We start from the raw sequence: 18,164 nt of genomic DNA, 5'->3' as shown, positions 1-18,164 counted from the left end.
GTCGCACCTGATCCTGCAATTCCTGCAGCGGACCTGACAATTTCACCGCAGGAAATTTACGATTTTAGACTCAGTGATCAGCTTGCTAACTTCACTGCTGCGGCGATCCGCTCGGCATATTCCTGTACCTGGTCCTGTTCTCTTCCTTCGACCATTACACGAATCAACGGCTCAGTGCCGGATTTGCGGATTAAAACCCGGCCCTGACCATGCAATTCAGCTTCAACTTTGGCAATCACTTCTTTCACATGCATGTTGTCGAGCGGCGCCGAGCCTTTTTCAAACTTCACATTCACCAGCACCTGAGGCAATTTAGTCATGCCGTGGCTTAATTCAGCCAGACTCAGATTAGTATCCATCATCGATGCGAGTACTTGCAGTGATGCAACAATGCCATCGCCGGTGCCGGTATGATCGAGATTTATCACATGACCTGAATTTTCGCCGCCAATACGCCAGCCTTTTTCCTGCAGCAATTCCATCACGTAGCGATCACCGACTTTACTGCGCACAAAGGGGATATCAAGTTCGGCCAATGCCAGCTCAAGGCCCATATTGCTCATCAGCGTACCGACCACCCCACCGGTCAAACGACCGCGTTGTTTGGCTGAACGGGCAATCATATAAATAATTTCATCACCATCAATCTGCCGACCCAGATGATCGACCATCATGACGCGATCGCCGTCACCGTCGTATGCGATGCCTAAATCTGCACCAAGTTCCACCACCGCCTTTTGCAGCTCATCGGTGTGAGTCGCACCGCACTTTTCATTAATATTCAGACCGTTCGGGGTACAGGCAATGGTATGTACGTCAGCACCAAGTTCGCGAAACACGTTCGGTGCAATGTGATAGGTCGCGCCATTGGCACAGTCCAAAACGATTTTGTAACCACTGAGCGACATGTGGTTTGGCAAGTGGCTTTTGCAGAATTCGATATAACGTCCGGAAGCATCTTCGATCCGCTGGGCTTTACCGAGCTTTTCTGACGACTCACAAACCATAGGCTGTTCCAGCTCAGCTTCTATCGCCAGCTCAATCTCATCGGCAAGCTTGCTGCCATCGCCGGAGAAAAATTTAATCCCGTTGTCGTAGTACGGATTGTGTGATGCGCTGATCACGATACCAGCTTCGGCACGGAAGGTATGAGTCAGATAAGAGACAGCCGGCGTTGGCATTGGTCCAAGCAGTCGTACGTCGATACCTGCCGAGATCAACCCGGCTTCCAGTGCAGTTTCCAGTAAATATCCGGAGATCCGCGTATCTTTACCAATTAATACTTTGTGGGTACCGCGCTGCGAAAGGACACGCCCCGCAGCCCAGCCCAATTTCATTGCAAATTCCGGTGTGATTGGAAACTCGCCAACACGGCCACGTACACCATCAGTTCCAAAAAACTTCCTGCTCATTAAATGACTCCAGATTTGGTCGCGGCAACAATGGCTAATGCATCTGCCGTTTCTTTGACATCATGGACACGAATGATCTGTGCCCCTTGCATAGCGGCTATTGTGGCACAGGCAATACTACCTGCCAAACGTTCTGATACATCACGCTTAAGTAGTTGTCCAATCATCGACTTACGTGACATTCCTGCCAATACCGGATAGCCGGTGGCAACAAATTCCGGCAATGCTGCCAACAGCTGATAGTTGTGACTGAGACTCTTACCAAAACCAAATCCCGGGTCCAGCATAATCTGTGAGGACGCGATGCCCGCAGCTTCACATTGCTGTGCACGATGGAGCAACCAATCCAAGACCTCGGCGACCACCTGGTCATAGTCCGGTTGATGTTGCATCGAACGCGGCTGCCCTTGCATATGCATCAGACAGACTGGCAGCTGGCTGGTTACAGCAACCTCAAGCGCCCCAGGTTCCTGCAGAGCGCGCACATCGTTGATCATGTCTGCCCCTGCCGATGCAGCCTGTCGCATCACTTCGGCTTTGCTGGTGTCCACCGATATAATCACATCAGGAAACCGACGACGTATCGCTTCAATCACCGGGATCACCCGCTGAAGCTCATCATCGAGACACACATCTTCCGCGCCCGGCCGGGTTGACTCACCGCCGATATCAATAATCTCAGCGCCGCTGGCGATCAATTCAGCCACACGCGCCAGACACGCAGTTTCTCCGGTGAAACAGCCACCATCAGAGAAAGAATCAGGTGTCACATTGAGGATCGCCATCAGTCGGCTTTGCCGCAAATCCAGCCGGCGCTGGCGGGGTAATAATAATTCCATTGAGACTCCAAACAGAAAACCCCGGCGGACCGGGGTTTTAATTTAACAACAGAGGCTTAACTGCCGTGGCTTTCGCTTGGCGTTGCATCCGCTGCCGGAGCTGTAGTTGCCGCTGCGCCACCAGAACCAGGTGCTTCCGGCTTTTTATCCTTTGGCTCCCAATGCTCTGGCGGACGCACATCGCGACGTGCCATTAAGTCATCAATTTGTTTGGCGTCAATCGTTTCATACTGCATCAGACAATCTTTCATCGCATGCAGAATATCGATGTTGGCTTCAATCAGCTCTTTGGCTCGCACGTAGTTACGGTCAATAAAATCACGGATCTCATGATCGATCATTTTGACTGTATCTTCCGACATGTGTTTGTTTTTGGTGACTGAGCGGCCTAAGAATACTTCACCTTCTTCTTCGGCATATAACAGCGGTCCTAATTTTTCCGAGAACCCCCACTGCGTCACCATCTTACGTGCCAGATTCGTGGCGCGTTCAATGTCGTTGGAAGCGCCGGTACTGACTGCCTCGCTGCCGTAGATGATCTCTTCGGCGATCCGGCCACCAAACAACGAGCTAATCATACTTTCAAGGAAACGCTTCGAGTGGCTGTAACGGTCCTGTTCCGGCAAATACATGGTGACACCCAGGGCACGGCCCCGTGGAATGATACTCACTTTGTACACCGGGTCGTGCTCAGGCACCAGACGACCGACAATGGCATGACCTGCTTCGTGGTAAGCCGTCATCTCTTTTTCTTTCTCAGTCATCACCATGGAGCGACGTTCAGTCCCCATCATGATTTTGTCTTTGGCTTTTTCGAACTCGTCCATCGACACCACGCGACGATTGTTGCGTGCTGCAAACAGCGCAGCTTCGTTGACCAGATTGGCCAAATCAGCGCCAGAGAAACCTGGCGTGCCCCGAGCAATCAAGGATGCGTCCACACCATCACCCAACGGCACTTTACGCATGTGAACTTTCAAAATCTGCTCACGGCCACGTACATCTGGCAAGCCTACAACGACCTGACGGTCAAAGCGGCCCGGGCGCAATAATGCTGGATCTAAGACGTCAGGTCTGTTGGTCGCAGCAATCACGATAATGCCTTCATTACCATCAAAACCGTCCATTTCAACCAACATTTGGTTCAATGTCTGTTCGCGTTCGTCATGACCACCACCAAGACCTGCACCGCGCTGACGGCCGACCGCATCAATTTCGTCGATGAAAATGATACATGGTGCAGCTTTTTTCGCTTGTTCGAACATGTCACGGACGCGGCTTGCACCGACACCAACAAACATTTCGACAAAATCAGAACCGGAAATGGTGAAAAACGGTACTTTGGCTTCGCCGGCAATGGCTTTGGCCAGCAGCGTTTTACCAGTGCCCGGTGGGCCAACCATCAACACGCCTTTCGGAATGCGGCCACCTAGTTTCTGGAAGCGTGACGGATCTTTTAAGTAATCCACCAGCTCAGTGACTTCTTCTTTGGCTTCATCACAACCGGCGACGTCCGCAAAAGTCGTTTTGATTTGGTCTTCACCCATCAGGCGGGCACGGCTTTTGCCAAAGGACATCGCGCCTTTGCCACCGCCGCCCTGCATCTGGCGCATAAAGAAGATCCAGACGCCGATTAACAGCAGCATTGGGAACCAGGAAATAAAGATCTGACCCAACAGACTGGTTTCTTCCGGTTTAACACCGGTTGAGTCCACGTTGTTCTTGATCAGATCGTCGAGCAGCTTTTCGTCGTAGCCGCCAGGGATTGTAGTTTCAACCCGTTGCCCGTCTTTGCGTATCGCGCGGACAACACCGCCACGATCCACCTGGACTTCACGGATTTGGCCCTGATTCACATCATTGATGAATTGGGTATAGCTTGTTGTTCTGTCAGACCGGTCGGCCGGACTGAAACTGTTGAACATCGTCATCAGTACGACGGCGATCACCAGCCACACCATCAGATTCTTTGCCATGTCGCTCAAGGAAATAACCTCTTGTTACCAGAATTGCTTCTGTTGCTACTTTACTAGAGTTTGAAACCTGTCGCCACGATATATGTCTCGCTGGAACGGGCGCGGGACGAATCGGGTTTGCGGATCCGTACATTGGTAAATACGTCGCGGACCTGCTGGACAAAGGCATCGAACCCTTCCCCATGGAACACTTTGACGACAAAACTACCGTTTTTCTTCAGCACTTTGTTACACATATCCAGTGCCAGTTCGATCAAATACATGCTGCGACTCTGGTCTACCGTCGCATTACCACTCATGTTTGGAGCCATGTCAGACAACACGACGTCCACATTACGGCCATCAATCCGGTGTAATAACGCTTCCAACACTGCATCTTCGCGAAAATCTCCCTGCAAAAACGCGACACCAGCCAGCGGATCCATCGGCAGGATGTCGCAGGCAATCACGACCCCTTCGCGTCCAACCAGCTCTGCAGCCAGTTGCGACCAGCTGCCGGGAGCAGAGCCAAGATCTACGACCGTCATGCCGGATTTGATCAGTTTATCTTTCTGCTGGATCTCTTCGAGCTTAAATGAAGCCCGGGAACGCAGCCCCAGTTTTTGTGCTTTGTGCACAAAGGGATCGGTCACATGTTCTTGCAGCCAACGACTGGAACTGGCCGAGCGCTTTTTCTTTGTCATGGAAACACTCTTAATTGGTCTTCCCTGCAAGATGGCGGTACAATGACGCTATTTCAAGCTTTCCAAACGGAAAAAGTCATTTTATGAGTCTTACTAACAAACAAAAGCAATTTTTAAAAGCCAAAGCGCATGAGCTGAAGCCAGTGATCCTGCTCGGCGGCAATGGTCTGACAGAAGGTGTGATGGCCGAAGTTGACCTGGCGCTGGAACATCACGAACTGATTAAAATCAAAGTCCCGAGTATCGATCGGGAAGAAAAGATAGCAGTCATGGACGCCATTGTCCGTGAAGCGAAAGCCGACAAAGTGCAGGTGATCGGCCATATCCTGGTGCTGTACCGCGCCGCCAAAGAGAAAAAGCTGCAACTGCCACGCGGTTGATCTCAGTCCACTCAGCCGGTTTTTTGTTCATCCGGCAACACATTCACAGCGAGAAAACCTGCCGCAAATAAATTGCGGCGGGCCTCGTCTGCCGTGTCTGCGCGTTGTCTGACCAATGTCTCTGGCATCTCAATCGCGGTTGCTTTGAGAAACTGCCAACCAATCACATGATCGGCTGGTAACAAAGCAATGACGTGGGCAAGCCGATGTTGCACGCACCAGTTGGAATTATCAGTTACACCGGCGAAGATTTCTTTTGGGCTGGTTTGCCAATCCCGCACATCTAATACCAATGCCCAAGGCCGATTGATAATTGGCTGAACTAAGTCGCGGAAATCCCGGATATATTCCTTGATATCACGGCTGGTCCAGACCCCAATAGCCCGCACCCACAGCGTTTGCTGCTCCAAACATAATTCATAAGCCGGATTGACAACTTTCATGACAGACTCCTCAGCGCTCTGGTACCGGGCAATAGCGCCAGACTGCTGGTACCACAACTCGCTGCGCAATTTAACCATATCTCTTTGTAAATAAAACGACAAAAGCGGCCGAAGCCGCTTTTTTCCGTCAATCCGAGACTAAAGTCGTACTTAAAGGTACTTCACGTCCGTGATTTCAAACTCGACCACGCCGCTTGGTGTGGTGATATTGACGACGTCATCCTGCTGTTTACCAATCAGGCCACGTGCGATCGGCGAGTTGACCGAAATCAGATTGTTTTTAATATCTGCTTCGTCATCGCCAACGATCTTGTAAGTCACTTCTTCCTCTGAATCCAGATTCAGAATGGTGACTGTGGAGCCGAAGATCACTTTGCCGTTATTGGTCAGCTTGGTGATGTCGATGATCTGAGCATTCGCCAGCTTGCCTTCAATATCCTGGATCCGGCCTTCGCAGAACCCTTGCGCTTCACGCGCAGCATGGTATTCAGCGTTTTCTTTCAGATCACCGTGTTCACGTGCATCGGCAATCGCTTCGATAATTGCCGGCCGTTTCACTGTTTTCAGTTCATGCAGTTCATCGCGCAACCGTTGTGCGCCCTGAACTGTCATCGGGATTTGACTCATCCGTTTACTCTCTTATGTAACTCCTGCACCGAGTTCACTGTCGCAAACGCATTGGCAGCGTTGGCTTTACAGGTCGCAAAAGCGGCATTCAGGGTCGTGGTGTAATTGGCCTTATGTTGCAGAGCGCCACGGCGTAACACTTTGGAATCTTCAATGGCCTGACGACCTTCGGTGGTGTTCACGATGTAGCTGTACTCACCATTTTTAATCCGATCCAGAATGTGCGGACGACCTTCAAATACTTTGCTGACTGCACGGCATGGAATACCTGCAGCCTGCAATGCTTTCGCAGTACCGCCGGTGGCATCCAGTTCAAAACCAAGGGCGACCATGGTTTTCGCCAGCTCAACGACGCGCACTTTATCGCTATCACGTACTGAAAGTAAAGCGCGACCACCGGTTGGTATCAACGTCCCGGCGCCTAACTCTGCTTTGGCAAAGGCTTCCGCGAAAGTTTCGCCCACGCCCATGACTTCGCCGGTAGAGCGCATTTCAGGGCCAAGTAACGGGTCAACACCTGGGAACTTATTAAATGGGATCACCACTTCTTTCACCGAGAAATACGGTGGAATAATTTCGTTGGTGACGCCTTGTTCTTGCAGCGATTTGCCAGCCATACAACGGGCGCCCACTTTTGCCACAGCAACACCGGTCGCTTTTGACACAAATGGCACGGTCCGGGCAGCGCGCGGATTCACTTCAATCAGGTAAACTTCACCATCTTTAACGGCAAACTGAGTGTTCATCAGGCCGACAACGCCAAGTTCCAGTGCCAGTTTACGCACCTGTTCGCGCATCACGTCCTGAATTTGTTGACTCAGGCTATGTGGTGGTAACGAACAAGCCGAGTCACCGGAGTGCACGCCCGCCTGCTCGATGTGTTCCATAATGCCACCGATAATTACTTCAGTACCGTCACAGATCGCATCGATGTCTACTTCAATTGCATCATCAAGGAAACGGTCCAGCAATACCGGCGAATCATTGGACACGCTAACGGCTTCAGTCATATAGCGGCGTAAATCCTGGTCGTCGTAAACGATTTCCATCGCACGGCCACCGAGGACATAAGACGGACGCACCACCATCGGATAACCGATATCCGGTGCTTTCGCCAGCGCTTCTTCCATGCTAGTGACCGTGGCGTTTTTCGGTTGTTTCAGGCCAAGACGTTCGACAGCCTGCTGGAACCGCTCGCGGTCTTCTGCCCGGTCAATCGCATCCGGTGAAGTACCAATAATTGGCACGCCGTTCGCTTCCAGTGCGCGTGCCAATTTCAGTGGCGTCTGGCCACCGTATTGCACGATCACGCCTTTTGGCTGTTCTTTACGTACGATTTCCAGCACATCTTCCAACGTGATGGATTCAAAATACAGCCGGTCTGAGGTGTCGTAGTCAGTCGACACTGTTTCCGGGTTACAGTTGACCATAATGGTCTCGTAACCATCTTCGCGCAGTGCTAACGCCGCATGGACACAGCAATAGTCAAATTCAATACCTTGACCAATGCGGTTCGGGCCACCACCGATAATCATGATCTTATCGCGGTTGCTCGGTGCAGCTTCACATTCTTCATCGTAGGTGCTGTACATGTACGCAGTGTCTGAGGCAAATTCTGCCGCACAGGTATCGACGCGTTTGTACACCGGGTGCAGACCATAGCCATGGCGCTTTTTCCGCACTTCGGCTTCAGCAACGCCCAGCAGGTCAGCTATCCGTTTGTCTGCAAAACCTTTGCGTTTGAGTACCGTCAGACGCGCTTGATCCAGGCCGGCAAAACCCGCGGCCTGAATGGCAGCTTCTTCTTTGATCAAATCTTCCAGCTGGATCAGGAACCAAGGGTCGATATTGGTCAGCTTAAAAATCTCATCCATCGTCATGCCAAAACGAAACGCATCGGCGATGTACCAAATCCGGTGTGAGCCGGGTTCACGCAGCTCGCGGGTGATTTTCTCTTTTGCTTCCGGTGCTTGAATATCGATGATTGGGTCTAAACCACAAACGCCAATCTCGAGACCACGCAGCGCTTTTTGCAGCGATTCTTGCTGATTGCGGCCGATCGCCATCACTTCACCGACCGATTTCATCTGCGTCGTCAGGCGGTCATTGGCACCGACAAATTTTTCAAAGTTAAAGCGTGGCACTTTGGTTACCACATAGTCGATGCTTGGCTCAAACGACGCTGGCGTGCGACCGCCGGTAATGTCGTTGGCCAGCTCGTCCAGCGTGTAACCAATCGCCAGTTTCGCTGCCACTTTGGCAATCGGGAAACCGGTAGCTTTAGACGCCAGCGCTGATGAACGCGATACACGCGGGTTCATCTCGATGATCACCATGCGGCCATCAACCGGGTTGATACCGAACTGCACGTTGGAACCGCCGGTTTCAACGCCGATTTCACGCAGCACTGCCAGGGAGGCGTTGCGCATGATTTGATATTCTTTATCGGTCAGTGTCTGTGCTGGCGCGACCGTGATCGAATCACCGGTATGCACGCCCATTGGGTCAAAGTTTTCAATCGAACAGACGATGATGCAGTTGTCGTTTTTGTCACGCACCACTTCCATCTCATATTCTTTCCAACCGATCAGCGATTCGTCGATCAGCAGCTCTTTGGTCGGTGATAAATCTAAGCCGCGGCCACAGATCTCTTCGAACTCTTCACGGTTGTAAGCAATACCACCGCCTGAACCGCCCATTGTGAACGATGGACGAATAATGCATGGGAAACCAATGGTTTCCAGCACCTGATAGGCTTCTTCCATTGAATGGGCAAAACCAGCACGTGGACAGGCCAGACCGATCGAGCGCATCGCTTTGTCAAAGCGGCCCCGGTCTTCGGCTTTGTCGATGGCGTCTGCGGTGGCACCAATCATTTCGACATTGTATTTCGCCAGCACGCCATGGCGCTCTAAATCCAACGCACAGTTCAGTGCGGTCTGGCCGCCCATGGTTGGCAATACCGCACATGGCCGTTCTTTTTCGATGATTTTCTCTACCACTTGCCAGTGGATTGGCTCGATGTAGGTCGCATCAGCCATTTCCGGATCTGTCATGATGGTCGCTGGATTCGAGTTTACCAGGATCACCCGGTAACCCTCTTCTTTCAGCGCTTTACAGGCCTGAGCGCCTGAGTAGTCAAATTCGCAGGCCTGGCCAATCACAATTGGACCAGCGCCGAGGATTAAAATACTTTGAAGGTCGGTACGTTTTGGCATAGCTCTCTCAATCCTGGCTTATTTGGCGTTACGCTGTTGCATCAGTGCGATAAAGTGATCAAACAATTCACTGGCTTCATGCGGGCCCGGACTCGCTTCAGGGTGGCCCTGAAAGCTGAATGCCGGTTTGTCCGTGCGATGAATGCCCTGCAGGGAGCCATCAAACAGTGACTTATGCGTCGCGCGCAACGTGGCGGGCAACGTGGCTTCATCAACAGCAAAACCGTGGTTCTGCGCCGTGATTAAAACTTTTTTACTGTCGAGGTTTTGCACCGGGTGATTCCCACCGTGATGACCAAACTTCATCTTCAGGGTCTTGGCACCGCTGGCTAACGCCAATAACTGGTGGCCCAAACAAATACCAAACACCGGAATGTCGGTTTCAAGGAAAGTCTTAATCGCTTCGATGGCATAAGTACAAGGCGCCGGGTCACCAGGACCGTTCGACAGGAAAATCCCATCCGGATTCAGCGCTAACACGTCTGCTGCTGGCGTTTGCGCCGGAACTATGGTCAGGCGACAGCCACGATCAACCAACATACGTAAAATATTGCGTTTCACACCAAAATCGTAGGCAACGACGTGAAACACTGACTCTGGTGCTTTTTTATGACCGAGCCCCAGTTCCCAGCTGCCTTCGCTGAAGCTATATGGTGCTTTGACTGTGACTTCTTTGGCCAGATCCATGCCGGACAACCCCGGGAAACTGCGGGCCAGTTCCAGCGCTTTGGCTTCGTCGATATCACCAGCCATCAAGCAACCGTTCTGAGCGCCTTTTTCACGCAGAATGCGGGTCAGTTTACGCGTGTCAATGTCGGCGATGCCGAGCACGTTGTGATCTTTGAGGTATTGACTAAGGGAACGTTGATTACGGAAATTAGAAGCAAGCAGAGGAAGGTCGCGAATGATCAGGCCCTTGGCCCAGACTCTGCCGGATTCTTCGTCTTCATCATTGGTGCCGGTATTACCAATGTGGGGATAGGTCAAAGTGACCATTTGTTCTGCATACGAAGGGTCGGTCAGGATCTCCTGATACCCGGTCATTGAAGTGTTAAACACTACTTCACCAACCGACACACCTTCAGCGCCAATGGCTGTACCACGAAATACGGTGCCGTCTTCCAGTACGAGCAGGGCGGACTTAGTCAAGATAACCTCCAAACAGCAAAAAACGGGCGTAAAATGCTGCTGTTTTACCACCCGTTTTGACCCAGAAATTGTGTACTCAGTTCTGCCTAGGCAAACCTGCTTATTCTAGGTCATTTGCGCTCTTTGGTCTAATTATATTTTGGTATTTTGCAAAAATAACGACTTAACAGACAAATTGCGTTAAAAACGGCAAAAATCTATGTTAAGTCTGCCAAACCCAGCACTTGCTGCATAGAATAAAGTCCGACCTGTTGATTTTTCAACCACAAGGCTGCGCGCAGTGCACCTTGGGCAAAAGTGTTGCGGCTGGATGCTTTATGTGTAATTTCGAGGCGCTCGCCAAGGTCTGCAAAGAGTGCGGTATGGTCACCAATGATGTCACCGCCGCGCACTGTGGCAAATCCAATTGTCTGTTGGTCACGCTCGCCGGTGATGCCTTCGCGGCCATAAACAGCACATTGGCTTAAATCACGGCCAATCGCCTTGGCAATGCTGTTGCCAATTGCTAACGCCGTGCCGCTGGGCGCATCTTTTTTAAACCGATGATGTGCCTCAATGATTTCGATGTCGGCCGTCTGCCCCATCACCTGTGCCGCGGTTTGTACCAAATGCAGTAGTAAATTAACGCCAACACTCATATTGGGTGCCCAGACAATGGGAATAATCCGGCTGGCCGCTTGCACTTCAGCATATTGCGCATCGGTGAGCCCGGTGACACCTATTACCATGGCTTTTTTTGCCGCCACCGCCAGTTGCAGATGCACCAGCATGGCCTCTGGCATGGTGAAATCGACCCAGATATCGGCTTTTTCGACTTCGGCCAGACTGGTTTCGGTTAATGGCAACTGCAATTTGCCGCATCCAGCCAGTTCGCTGGCATCGGTCCCGGCAAGATCAGAACCTTTACGTACAGTCGCTGCAGTCAGTTGCAGTTGTTGCTCTTTTGCTACTGTAACGAGTGCACGGCCCATCCGGCCATTTGCACCAAAGATGCCAATTGTAGTCATCGGTAAGTTCCTGTTTTGCCAAAATGGCAGTCCAGACCGCCATATTTAAAAAAGTGGCTTATTAAAGCAAAAAACTGCCGGCGGCTCTAATCAAATTTGCAGCCATTGCGTTCGTCCTGTACATAAAAAATTGTCTGGAGCAATTTTTAACAACGCGAAGCGTTGGTCCGTAGGAGGAGCGCCAGGGATGGCGCGAATAAAAAATTGCCTGGAGCAATTTTTAACAACGAGAAGCGTTGGTCCGTAGGAGGAGCGCCAGGGATAGCGCGAATAAAAAATTGTCTGGAGCAATTTTTAACAACGCGAAGCGTTGGTCCGTAGGAGGAGCGCCAGGGATGGCGCGAATAAAAAATTGTCTGGAGCAATTTTTAACAACGCGAAGCGTTGGTCCGTAGGAGGAGCGCCAGGGATGGCGCGAATAAAAAATTGTCTGGAGCAATTTTTAACAACGCGAAGCGTTGGTCCGTAGGAGGAGCGCCAGGGATGGCGCGAATAAAAAATTGTCTGGAGCAATTTTTAACAACGCGAAGCGTTGGTCCGTAGGAGGAGCGCCAGGGATGGCGCGAATAAAAAAACGCACCCCGGAGGGTGCGCAAGTCAGACAACAACACTCACTCAGTCGGTGGGCGGGTCTGTTTAGTTGTAACGGGCTGGCAGAAACCGCAAATTATTTTAGCAATGGCTGCAATTGGTCTTGCTGCGCCAGTAGATCCAGGTAAAGACGCAACTGGTTTTCTGCCCGCTGCAGGTTATGGTTTGGTCTGTGCACGGTAAAATAGGTGTCACCATTTAAGTGGTCGGCAAGAAAGCGGATACCAATCATCAGGCACATCACTTTGGCGCCCAACCACAGACTTTGGCGCTCAGCCGCGGTGATGATACCGGCTAGCCCCTGCAAATACCCTTGCGCCAGCGCGGTAAAAATCTCCGGACGGATCCGCACGCCGGCCTGATTTAATGAATCTTCCGGTTCCGGCGAACAGCAGGTACGTACCATATCGCCAAAATCAAACAACCAATAACCCGGCATGCAGGTGTCCAGATCAATAGCGGCTATGCCGCGGCCTTCCACATCGGAGTACAACATGTTATTGATTTTGGTGTCATTGTGACAAACCCGCCGCGGTAAAGTGGCACAGGTTTGTTCCAGCTCATTCACCAGCGAACGCTGCGACAGGCAATACTTCACCAATTCGTGACAATCAACCAGCCGGCCCGCTTTATTGGCAGCAATAGCGTCATCGAGCTGACGGAAGCGGAAACCGAGATTATGAAAATCGGCGATCACTGTGTGCAGATTGTCGGCAGGAAAATCGGCCAAAGCTGCCGCAAATTGACCAAAAGTCAGCGCTGCAGCAAAAGCCTGCGCAGCCGTTTCAACGACTTCAATACTCCGTCCGCCGTCAATAAACGCCAAAGCACGCAGGTCGGCAGCGGGCCCACTTAAATAGCGGCCATCTTGGCGCGCTTGCTGACGCAAGATCTGCAATGGATAGCGTCCTTCGGACTGCTTTTGTTCAAGATGCCGCTCAATCCGCAGTGCATTGTCGACTAGCTGCTGCGGCAAGGGAAAAATCTGCGTATTGATTTGCTGTAAAATAAGCTTTTGTTTCGAATTTTCAATCAGATAAGTCCGATTGATATGACCATTACCAAACAACCGGACCGAAGCATCTGGTAAAAACTGATAAGCCGCCAGCACATCGGCTGGCAACAACGACGACACCGCAGCGGCGGTTGATTCAACTGACATAGAACTTACCTGATTAAAAGACGGGTCACGCAATAGCGAATTCAGCCTGCTATTGTGCTTGATTACATCTTATTGTCAAAAAAACTGCCAAGGGCGGCCAAATCTGCCGGATAAGTAATGCCCCGCCAGGCTTCTGTCGACACCTTGACGTCAAGGACCTGACCTTGTTGCAACGCCTGGTCAACCGCATAAGGCAGATATGATTCCGCTTTTTCACCTGGCCCATTCTGGAAAAATTGCTGCAACTGCGTTTCAAGCCGTGGCAGTAAATCTGGTGTAAAGGCCCAGATATTCATTGATACCAGCTGCTGCGCTGCTAAAGGCAAGGAGTCACCGGCGCTGTTACGACCACGCAGCTGACCAGTCGCATCGGTAAGAATTTCAGTCCATTCCTCAACCTTGCGCAGCCGCCCTGCCACGACATCACAGCAACCGCGATTGACACCACCATGCTCAGATAAGGTTAACTCCAGCGGATAAGCCACCATCGCCCAGTGCGCATTGTGTTCGGCAAAATGCTGCACCAGCTGTTGCATCGCATTGGCACCGTAATAGTCGTCCGCATTGATCACAATAAAAGGCTGAGTGAGCACATGGCGCGCCGACCACACGGCATGTGCGGTTCCCCATGGTTTCGTTCTGGTTTGCTCAGGTAATGTGCAAAGAGCCGGTATATCTTGCAGTTGTTGCAGCACCAACTCGACGGTTAAATCTGGCGGCAACGCCGGCAGTACCTGCTCTAAAAACACTGCCTGTAAATTCTGCCGGATCACCAGCACCAGATGGCGGACTCCCGCCTGATAAGCATCCATCACACTGAAATGCAGCAAAGGCCGCCCGGTTTGACCAACGGTTGCCAACTGCTTATCGCCACCAAAGCGGCTACCCATGCCACCCGCGAGTATTAATAATGAAACTGCTGTCGCCATTCCCTGCCAACTCCTGAAGGCTTTGATACGACGACGCCGGCAAAGCCGGCGTCGTTACAGATATGCACAATACTGTACCAGAAATTGTCAGACGCAGTCGCCTGACCAGATTTTACAATGCGCGCTGCAGGATCTGCGCAACAACGTCTGGTGTGATATCACCGTGCTCGCCAAGCCGATCTGCTTTTAATTCGGCCAACTTCGCCACGACCGCCGCTTTGGCTTCGGCTGTGATACCGTAATCCGCCAACCGCGTCGGCACGCCCATTTGCTCGAAGAACGCCCGGGTGTGGCTGATTGCTTCGTCAATCAACCGTTCTTCGTCGTTGTGCTCCAGACCAAATACACGACGGCCATACTGCAATAACTTATCGCGTTTTTGTTCGCGCTGCTGTTGCATCACCGCCGGTAACACAATGGCCAGCGTCTGAGCATGATCCAACCCATACAATGCGGTCAGCTGGTGCCCAATCATATGGGTCGACCAGTCCTGCGGCACGCCCACGCCAATCAGACCATTCAACGCCATCGTCGCGCTCCACATCAGATTTGAGCGGATATTGTAATCCTGCGGAGCCTGGACCGCTTTCGGTCCAAATTCCAGTAATGTCAGCAGCAGGCCTTCGGCGAAGCGGTCTTGCACAGCGGCGCCTACCGGATAGGTCAGATACTGCTCCATTACATGGATATAGGCATCAACAACACCATTTGCCAGCTGTTTTGCCGGCAGTGAATAGGTCACCGTTGGGTCCAGTACAGCAAACTGCGGATAAACCAACGGGCTGCCAAAGGATAATTTCTGCTGCGTCGCCTGTTTCGTGATCACGGCAAACCCGTTACTTTCCGAGCCAGTCGCCGGTAAGGTCAGTACGCAGCCCAAAGCCACAGCTGCTTTCAGTTTGACTTGTTTACTCAGAATGTCCCAGCCTTCGCCGTCATATCGTGCGGCCGCAGCGATGTATTTGGTGCCATCGACGACGCTGCCGCCGCCGACTGCCAGCAAAAAATCAATGCGCTGCGCATGGACCATTTCCACCGCTTTGCTCAGCGTTTCATAACTTGGATTGGGTTCAATGCCACCAAATTCAAATAGCTCGATGTCCGCCAGCGCGGCTTTTACCTGATCATACACACCATTGTGTTTGATCGAGCCACCACCATAAGTCATTAACACCCGGGCCCCGGCAGGGACCAACTGGCGTAGCGCTTTAATTTGGCCTTCGCCAAACACAATACGGGTCGGATTCTGGAAGGTAAAATTCAGCATAACGGGCTCCGGGAGAAAGGTGAAAACACAGGAAACTGCAGAACGGTCAAACAGATATGGTCGCAAAATGGTGTATTTCAAGGCAAAACATTCGGCATTTGCCGCAAATTGCGGTAAAACATCGATATAAGCAAGTCCGAATTCATATTGACAGGACTTCTGGACGTCCTTATATTCCGCAAAATTATTAAAAGAACAAATGTAATTAATTTAGTCATTTCTGCTGTGGCACCATGACGGGACACAGCATTGGAAACCGAGGTTCACCATGTCCGTAGTAGCTGTCGGCGCCAAACGGTCGTTATTGCCGTTGTTGCTGTTTGTAGTGTTATTTTTAGGCACTGGCCTGTACCTGCAAAGTCAGGGCGTAGCCTATGCGTTTTACCAATTACCGGGACCGGTGGCGATCCTGCCGGCATTAGTGCTGGCGGTCTGGTTACACCGGGCGCCGCTGACCGAGTCGATTGACCTGCTGGTCAAAGGTGCCGGCAACAGCAATATCATCACCATGTGTATCATCTACTTGTTGGCTGGCGCTTTTGCCACTGTGGCGCAGGCCACCGGTGGTGTTGATGCCGTCGTCAATGCAGGTCTGAGCCTGGTGCCGGCAAGCCTGATTTTGCCGGGTCTTTTTGTGATCTCCGCTGTTGTCGCAACGGCAATGGGCACATCAATGGGCACCATTGGCGCATTAGCGCCTATCGCGGTGGGCTTGTCGCAACAAGCGCAGATTGAGCCGGCGTTGATGGCGGGTGCATTACTGAGCGGCGCGATGTTTGGCGACAATCTGTCGATTATCTCCGATACCACCATTGCGGCGACCCGTACTCAGGGTGCAGAAATGAAAGACAAATTCCGCGAAAATCTGAAAATTGCCGCACCTGCAGCACTACTGACCGTGTTGTTATTTGCCGGCTTGGCCACCACAGATCAGGTGATTGAGGCCAAAGCGTTCAGCTGGACCGGTGTGCTGCCGTATGCCGCTATTTTGGTGCTGGCGATTGCAGGCATGAACGTGTTTGCTGTGTTGCTGCTCGGTATAGTTCTGGCCGCGATGCAAGGTGTGATATTTGCCGATTATGCGGTGGCGAATCTGGGGAAAGATATTTTTAAAGGTTTTGGCAGCATGCAGGAAATCTTTCTGCTGTCGATGTTTGTTGGCGCTTTGGGCGAATTTGTCAAAGCACAAGGCGGCCTGGCCTGGGTTGCCGGTGTCATTGATAGCTTGGCGAAACGCCTGACACTGGCCGGTAACAAAGCACAGCAACTGGCCATTGCGGCACTGGTGTTTGTCAGCAACCTCTGTATTGCCAATAACACGGTGGCGATTGTCATTGCTGCCGACGTTAGTCGTGATTTGGCTGAACATCATGATATCAGCCCAAAACGCAGCGCCAGCTTGCTGGATATCTTCGCCTGTATCAGTCAGGGCCTGGTGCCTTATGGTGCGCAAGCCCTGTTGCTTGGCGCCAGCTTTGGCCTGTCACCATGGGATGTGGTAACACAAAGTTATTATTGCCTGATTTTACTAGTCGTGGCGCTTGGCGTTGTCCTGCTGCGGCCGGCACGGGGTCACTGATGCCTCGCTGCTTTAAACCCGCATAAAAAAATCCCGCAGTTGCGGGATTTTTTTTACCTGTTGGTTCGTGCTGCAGTTCAGCGCTATTTATTGCAGGCTGGCAAGCCGCCGCTGGCTTTGCGTTGCTGATATTCAGCAGCGGCCTTTGGCATATTCTTTTGCAATGCTTTAATCCGGTTTTCCGGTACCGGGTGACTGGATAAAATCTGCGGTGTACCGCCACTGCCCTGCTTCGCCATGTTTTGCCACAGCTCAACCGATTCTTCCGGTTTAAACCCAGCCTTGGCCATCAGATCAAGGCCAATCAAATCGGCTTCCGATTCATGTACACGGCTAAACGGCAGGATCACGCCAACTTGCGCGCCCAGACCAAAAGCGGTCGACAGCTCGGTTTTAAACCGGGTGTCCATCGCACTTAACGCCACATCGGCTACGCCTAGCGTGGTCTGCACCGCCTGATTACTGGACAGGCGTTCATTCGAGTGACCTGACATCACGTGCGCAATTTCGTGGCCAATGACCGCTGCCAGTTGATGCTGATTTTCGGCAACCAGCAGCAAGCCGGTATACACGCCGATTTTGCCACCCGGCAGTGCAAAGGCGTTGACCTGATCGCTGTCAAATACCACGATTTCCCAAGGGTTTTGCTGGTATTTCGCCGGCGTGACACTGAGCACTTGCTTCGCCACGCACTGCACATACTGATTGGTTTTTTTGTCTTTGCTGACCGGCGTTTTTGCTTTCAGATCTTCAAATGTCTGAATGCCCATTTTGTTGACCTGGGTTTGATCAAATAACATCAGTTGTGGCCGGCCGGTTGGCGATTCAGCACAGGAGCTCAGCCCCAGCATGATTAAAGCAGCCATACCCAGCGTGAATGGTTTTTTCATCAGAAATCCTGT

General features: G+C 51.7%; 15 protein-coding genes. 2 read left to right on the top strand and 13 right to left on the bottom strand.

Going from position 1 to position 18,164, the window contains the following annotated elements; all coding sequences use genetic code 11:
* Positions 1–77 precede the first annotated feature (77 nt).
* The 4 genes from glmM to rlmE are packed head-to-tail and all read right to left on the bottom strand — an operon-like array spanning position 78 to position 4,910.
* Positions 78–1,412 (bottom strand): phosphoglucosamine mutase, encoded by a 1,335-nt coding sequence (gene glmM / locus ACQ66Q_RS20670; protein WP_430458497.1) that lies wholly within the window; start codon positions 1,410–1,412, stop codon positions 78–80.
* A complete protein-coding gene (gene folP / locus ACQ66Q_RS20665) occupies positions 1,412–2,251 on the bottom strand; it encodes a dihydropteroate synthase (RefSeq protein WP_430458496.1) in 840 nt (279 codons plus the stop codon). Before folP ends, glmM begins: the two co-directional genes overlap by 1 nt.
* Before the next feature lie 56 nt (positions 2,252–2,307).
* Positions 2,308–4,236: an ATP-dependent zinc metalloprotease FtsH gene (ftsH, locus tag ACQ66Q_RS20660; RefSeq protein ID WP_430458495.1), complete on the bottom strand. Its 1,929-nt coding sequence runs from the start codon at positions 4,234–4,236 to the stop codon at positions 2,308–2,310.
* Between the two features lie 44 nt (positions 4,237–4,280).
* Entirely contained in the window at positions 4,281–4,910 is a 630-nt protein-coding gene (rlmE, locus tag ACQ66Q_RS20655) for a 23S rRNA (uridine(2552)-2'-O)-methyltransferase RlmE (protein ID WP_430458494.1), read from the bottom strand.
* A gap of 83 nt (positions 4,911–4,993) precedes the next feature.
* Between rlmE and yhbY the strand changes: the two genes are divergently transcribed.
* Positions 4,994–5,290, top strand: coding sequence for a ribosome assembly RNA-binding protein YhbY (yhbY, locus tag ACQ66Q_RS20650; RefSeq protein WP_430458493.1), 297 nt, complete (start codon positions 4,994–4,996; stop codon positions 5,288–5,290).
* Positions 5,291–5,301: 11 nt separating this feature from the next.
* Here yhbY and ACQ66Q_RS20645 read toward each other — a convergent pair whose 3' ends face one another.
* The 8 genes from ACQ66Q_RS20645 to ACQ66Q_RS20610 all read right to left on the bottom strand — a co-directional run bounded on the left by ACQ66Q_RS20645 (position 5,302) and on the right by ACQ66Q_RS20610 (position 15,683).
* Positions 5,302–5,733 carry a hypothetical protein gene (locus ACQ66Q_RS20645; RefSeq protein WP_430458492.1) on the bottom strand — a complete coding sequence of 144 codons (432 nt, stop codon included), beginning with the start codon at positions 5,731–5,733 and terminating at the stop codon, positions 5,302–5,304.
* A 150-nt stretch (positions 5,734–5,883) separates the two neighbouring features.
* Positions 5,884–6,360, bottom strand: a complete 477-nt coding sequence (greA, locus tag ACQ66Q_RS20640; protein WP_430458491.1) for a transcription elongation factor GreA — start codon at positions 6,358–6,360, stop codon at positions 5,884–5,886.
* The gene (gene carB / locus ACQ66Q_RS20635) at positions 6,357–9,578 is read right to left on the bottom strand and encodes a carbamoyl-phosphate synthase large subunit (RefSeq protein WP_430458490.1); all 3,222 of its coding nucleotides are present in this window, start codon (positions 9,576–9,578) and stop codon (positions 6,357–6,359) included. The genes greA and carB overlap by 4 nt, the downstream gene beginning before the upstream one ends.
* An 18-nt stretch (positions 9,579–9,596) precedes the next feature.
* The gene (gene carA / locus ACQ66Q_RS20630) at positions 9,597–10,727 is read right to left on the bottom strand and encodes a glutamine-hydrolyzing carbamoyl-phosphate synthase small subunit (RefSeq protein WP_430458489.1); all 1,131 of its coding nucleotides are present in this window, start codon (positions 10,725–10,727) and stop codon (positions 9,597–9,599) included.
* Between the two features lie 197 nt (positions 10,728–10,924).
* Entirely contained in the window at positions 10,925–11,734 is an 810-nt protein-coding gene (gene dapB / locus ACQ66Q_RS20625; protein WP_430458488.1) for a 4-hydroxy-tetrahydrodipicolinate reductase, read from the bottom strand.
* Positions 11,735–12,401: 667 nt separating this feature from the next.
* Positions 12,402–13,487, bottom strand: a complete 1,086-nt coding sequence (locus ACQ66Q_RS20620; RefSeq protein ID WP_430458487.1) for a phosphotransferase enzyme family protein — start codon at positions 13,485–13,487, stop codon at positions 12,402–12,404.
* Positions 13,488–13,549: 62 nt separating this feature from the next.
* On the bottom strand, positions 13,550–14,416 hold the full coding sequence (locus tag ACQ66Q_RS20615) for a nucleotidyltransferase family protein (RefSeq protein ID WP_430458486.1): 867 nt from the start codon (positions 14,414–14,416) through the stop codon (positions 13,550–13,552).
* Positions 14,417–14,528: 112 nt separating this feature from the next.
* The gene (locus ACQ66Q_RS20610) at positions 14,529–15,683 is read right to left on the bottom strand and encodes an iron-containing alcohol dehydrogenase (RefSeq protein ID WP_430458485.1); all 1,155 of its coding nucleotides are present in this window, start codon (positions 15,681–15,683) and stop codon (positions 14,529–14,531) included.
* Positions 15,684–15,951: 268 nt separating this feature from the next.
* Between ACQ66Q_RS20610 and ACQ66Q_RS20605 the strand changes: the two genes are divergently transcribed.
* Complete coding sequence (locus tag ACQ66Q_RS20605; protein ID WP_430458484.1) at positions 15,952–17,262, top strand: Na+/H+ antiporter NhaC family protein; 1,311 nt, start codon at positions 15,952–15,954, stop codon at positions 17,260–17,262.
* Positions 17,263–17,345: 83 nt separating this feature from the next.
* On the opposite strand, the gene ACQ66Q_RS20600 is transcribed toward ACQ66Q_RS20605, so the two are convergent.
* Positions 17,346–18,152, bottom strand: coding sequence for a M48 family metallopeptidase (locus tag ACQ66Q_RS20600; RefSeq protein ID WP_430458483.1), 807 nt, complete (start codon positions 18,150–18,152; stop codon positions 17,346–17,348).
* Positions 18,153–18,164: the final 12 nt, after the last annotated feature.

Origin of the sequence: Rheinheimera sp., from assembly GCF_965283995.1 — a bacterium.
Classification (GTDB): Bacteria; Pseudomonadota; Gammaproteobacteria; order Enterobacterales; family Alteromonadaceae; genus Pararheinheimera.
The sequence above is the reverse complement of the archived record's forward strand: the minus strand, read 5'-3'. Positions and strand labels throughout refer to the sequence as shown.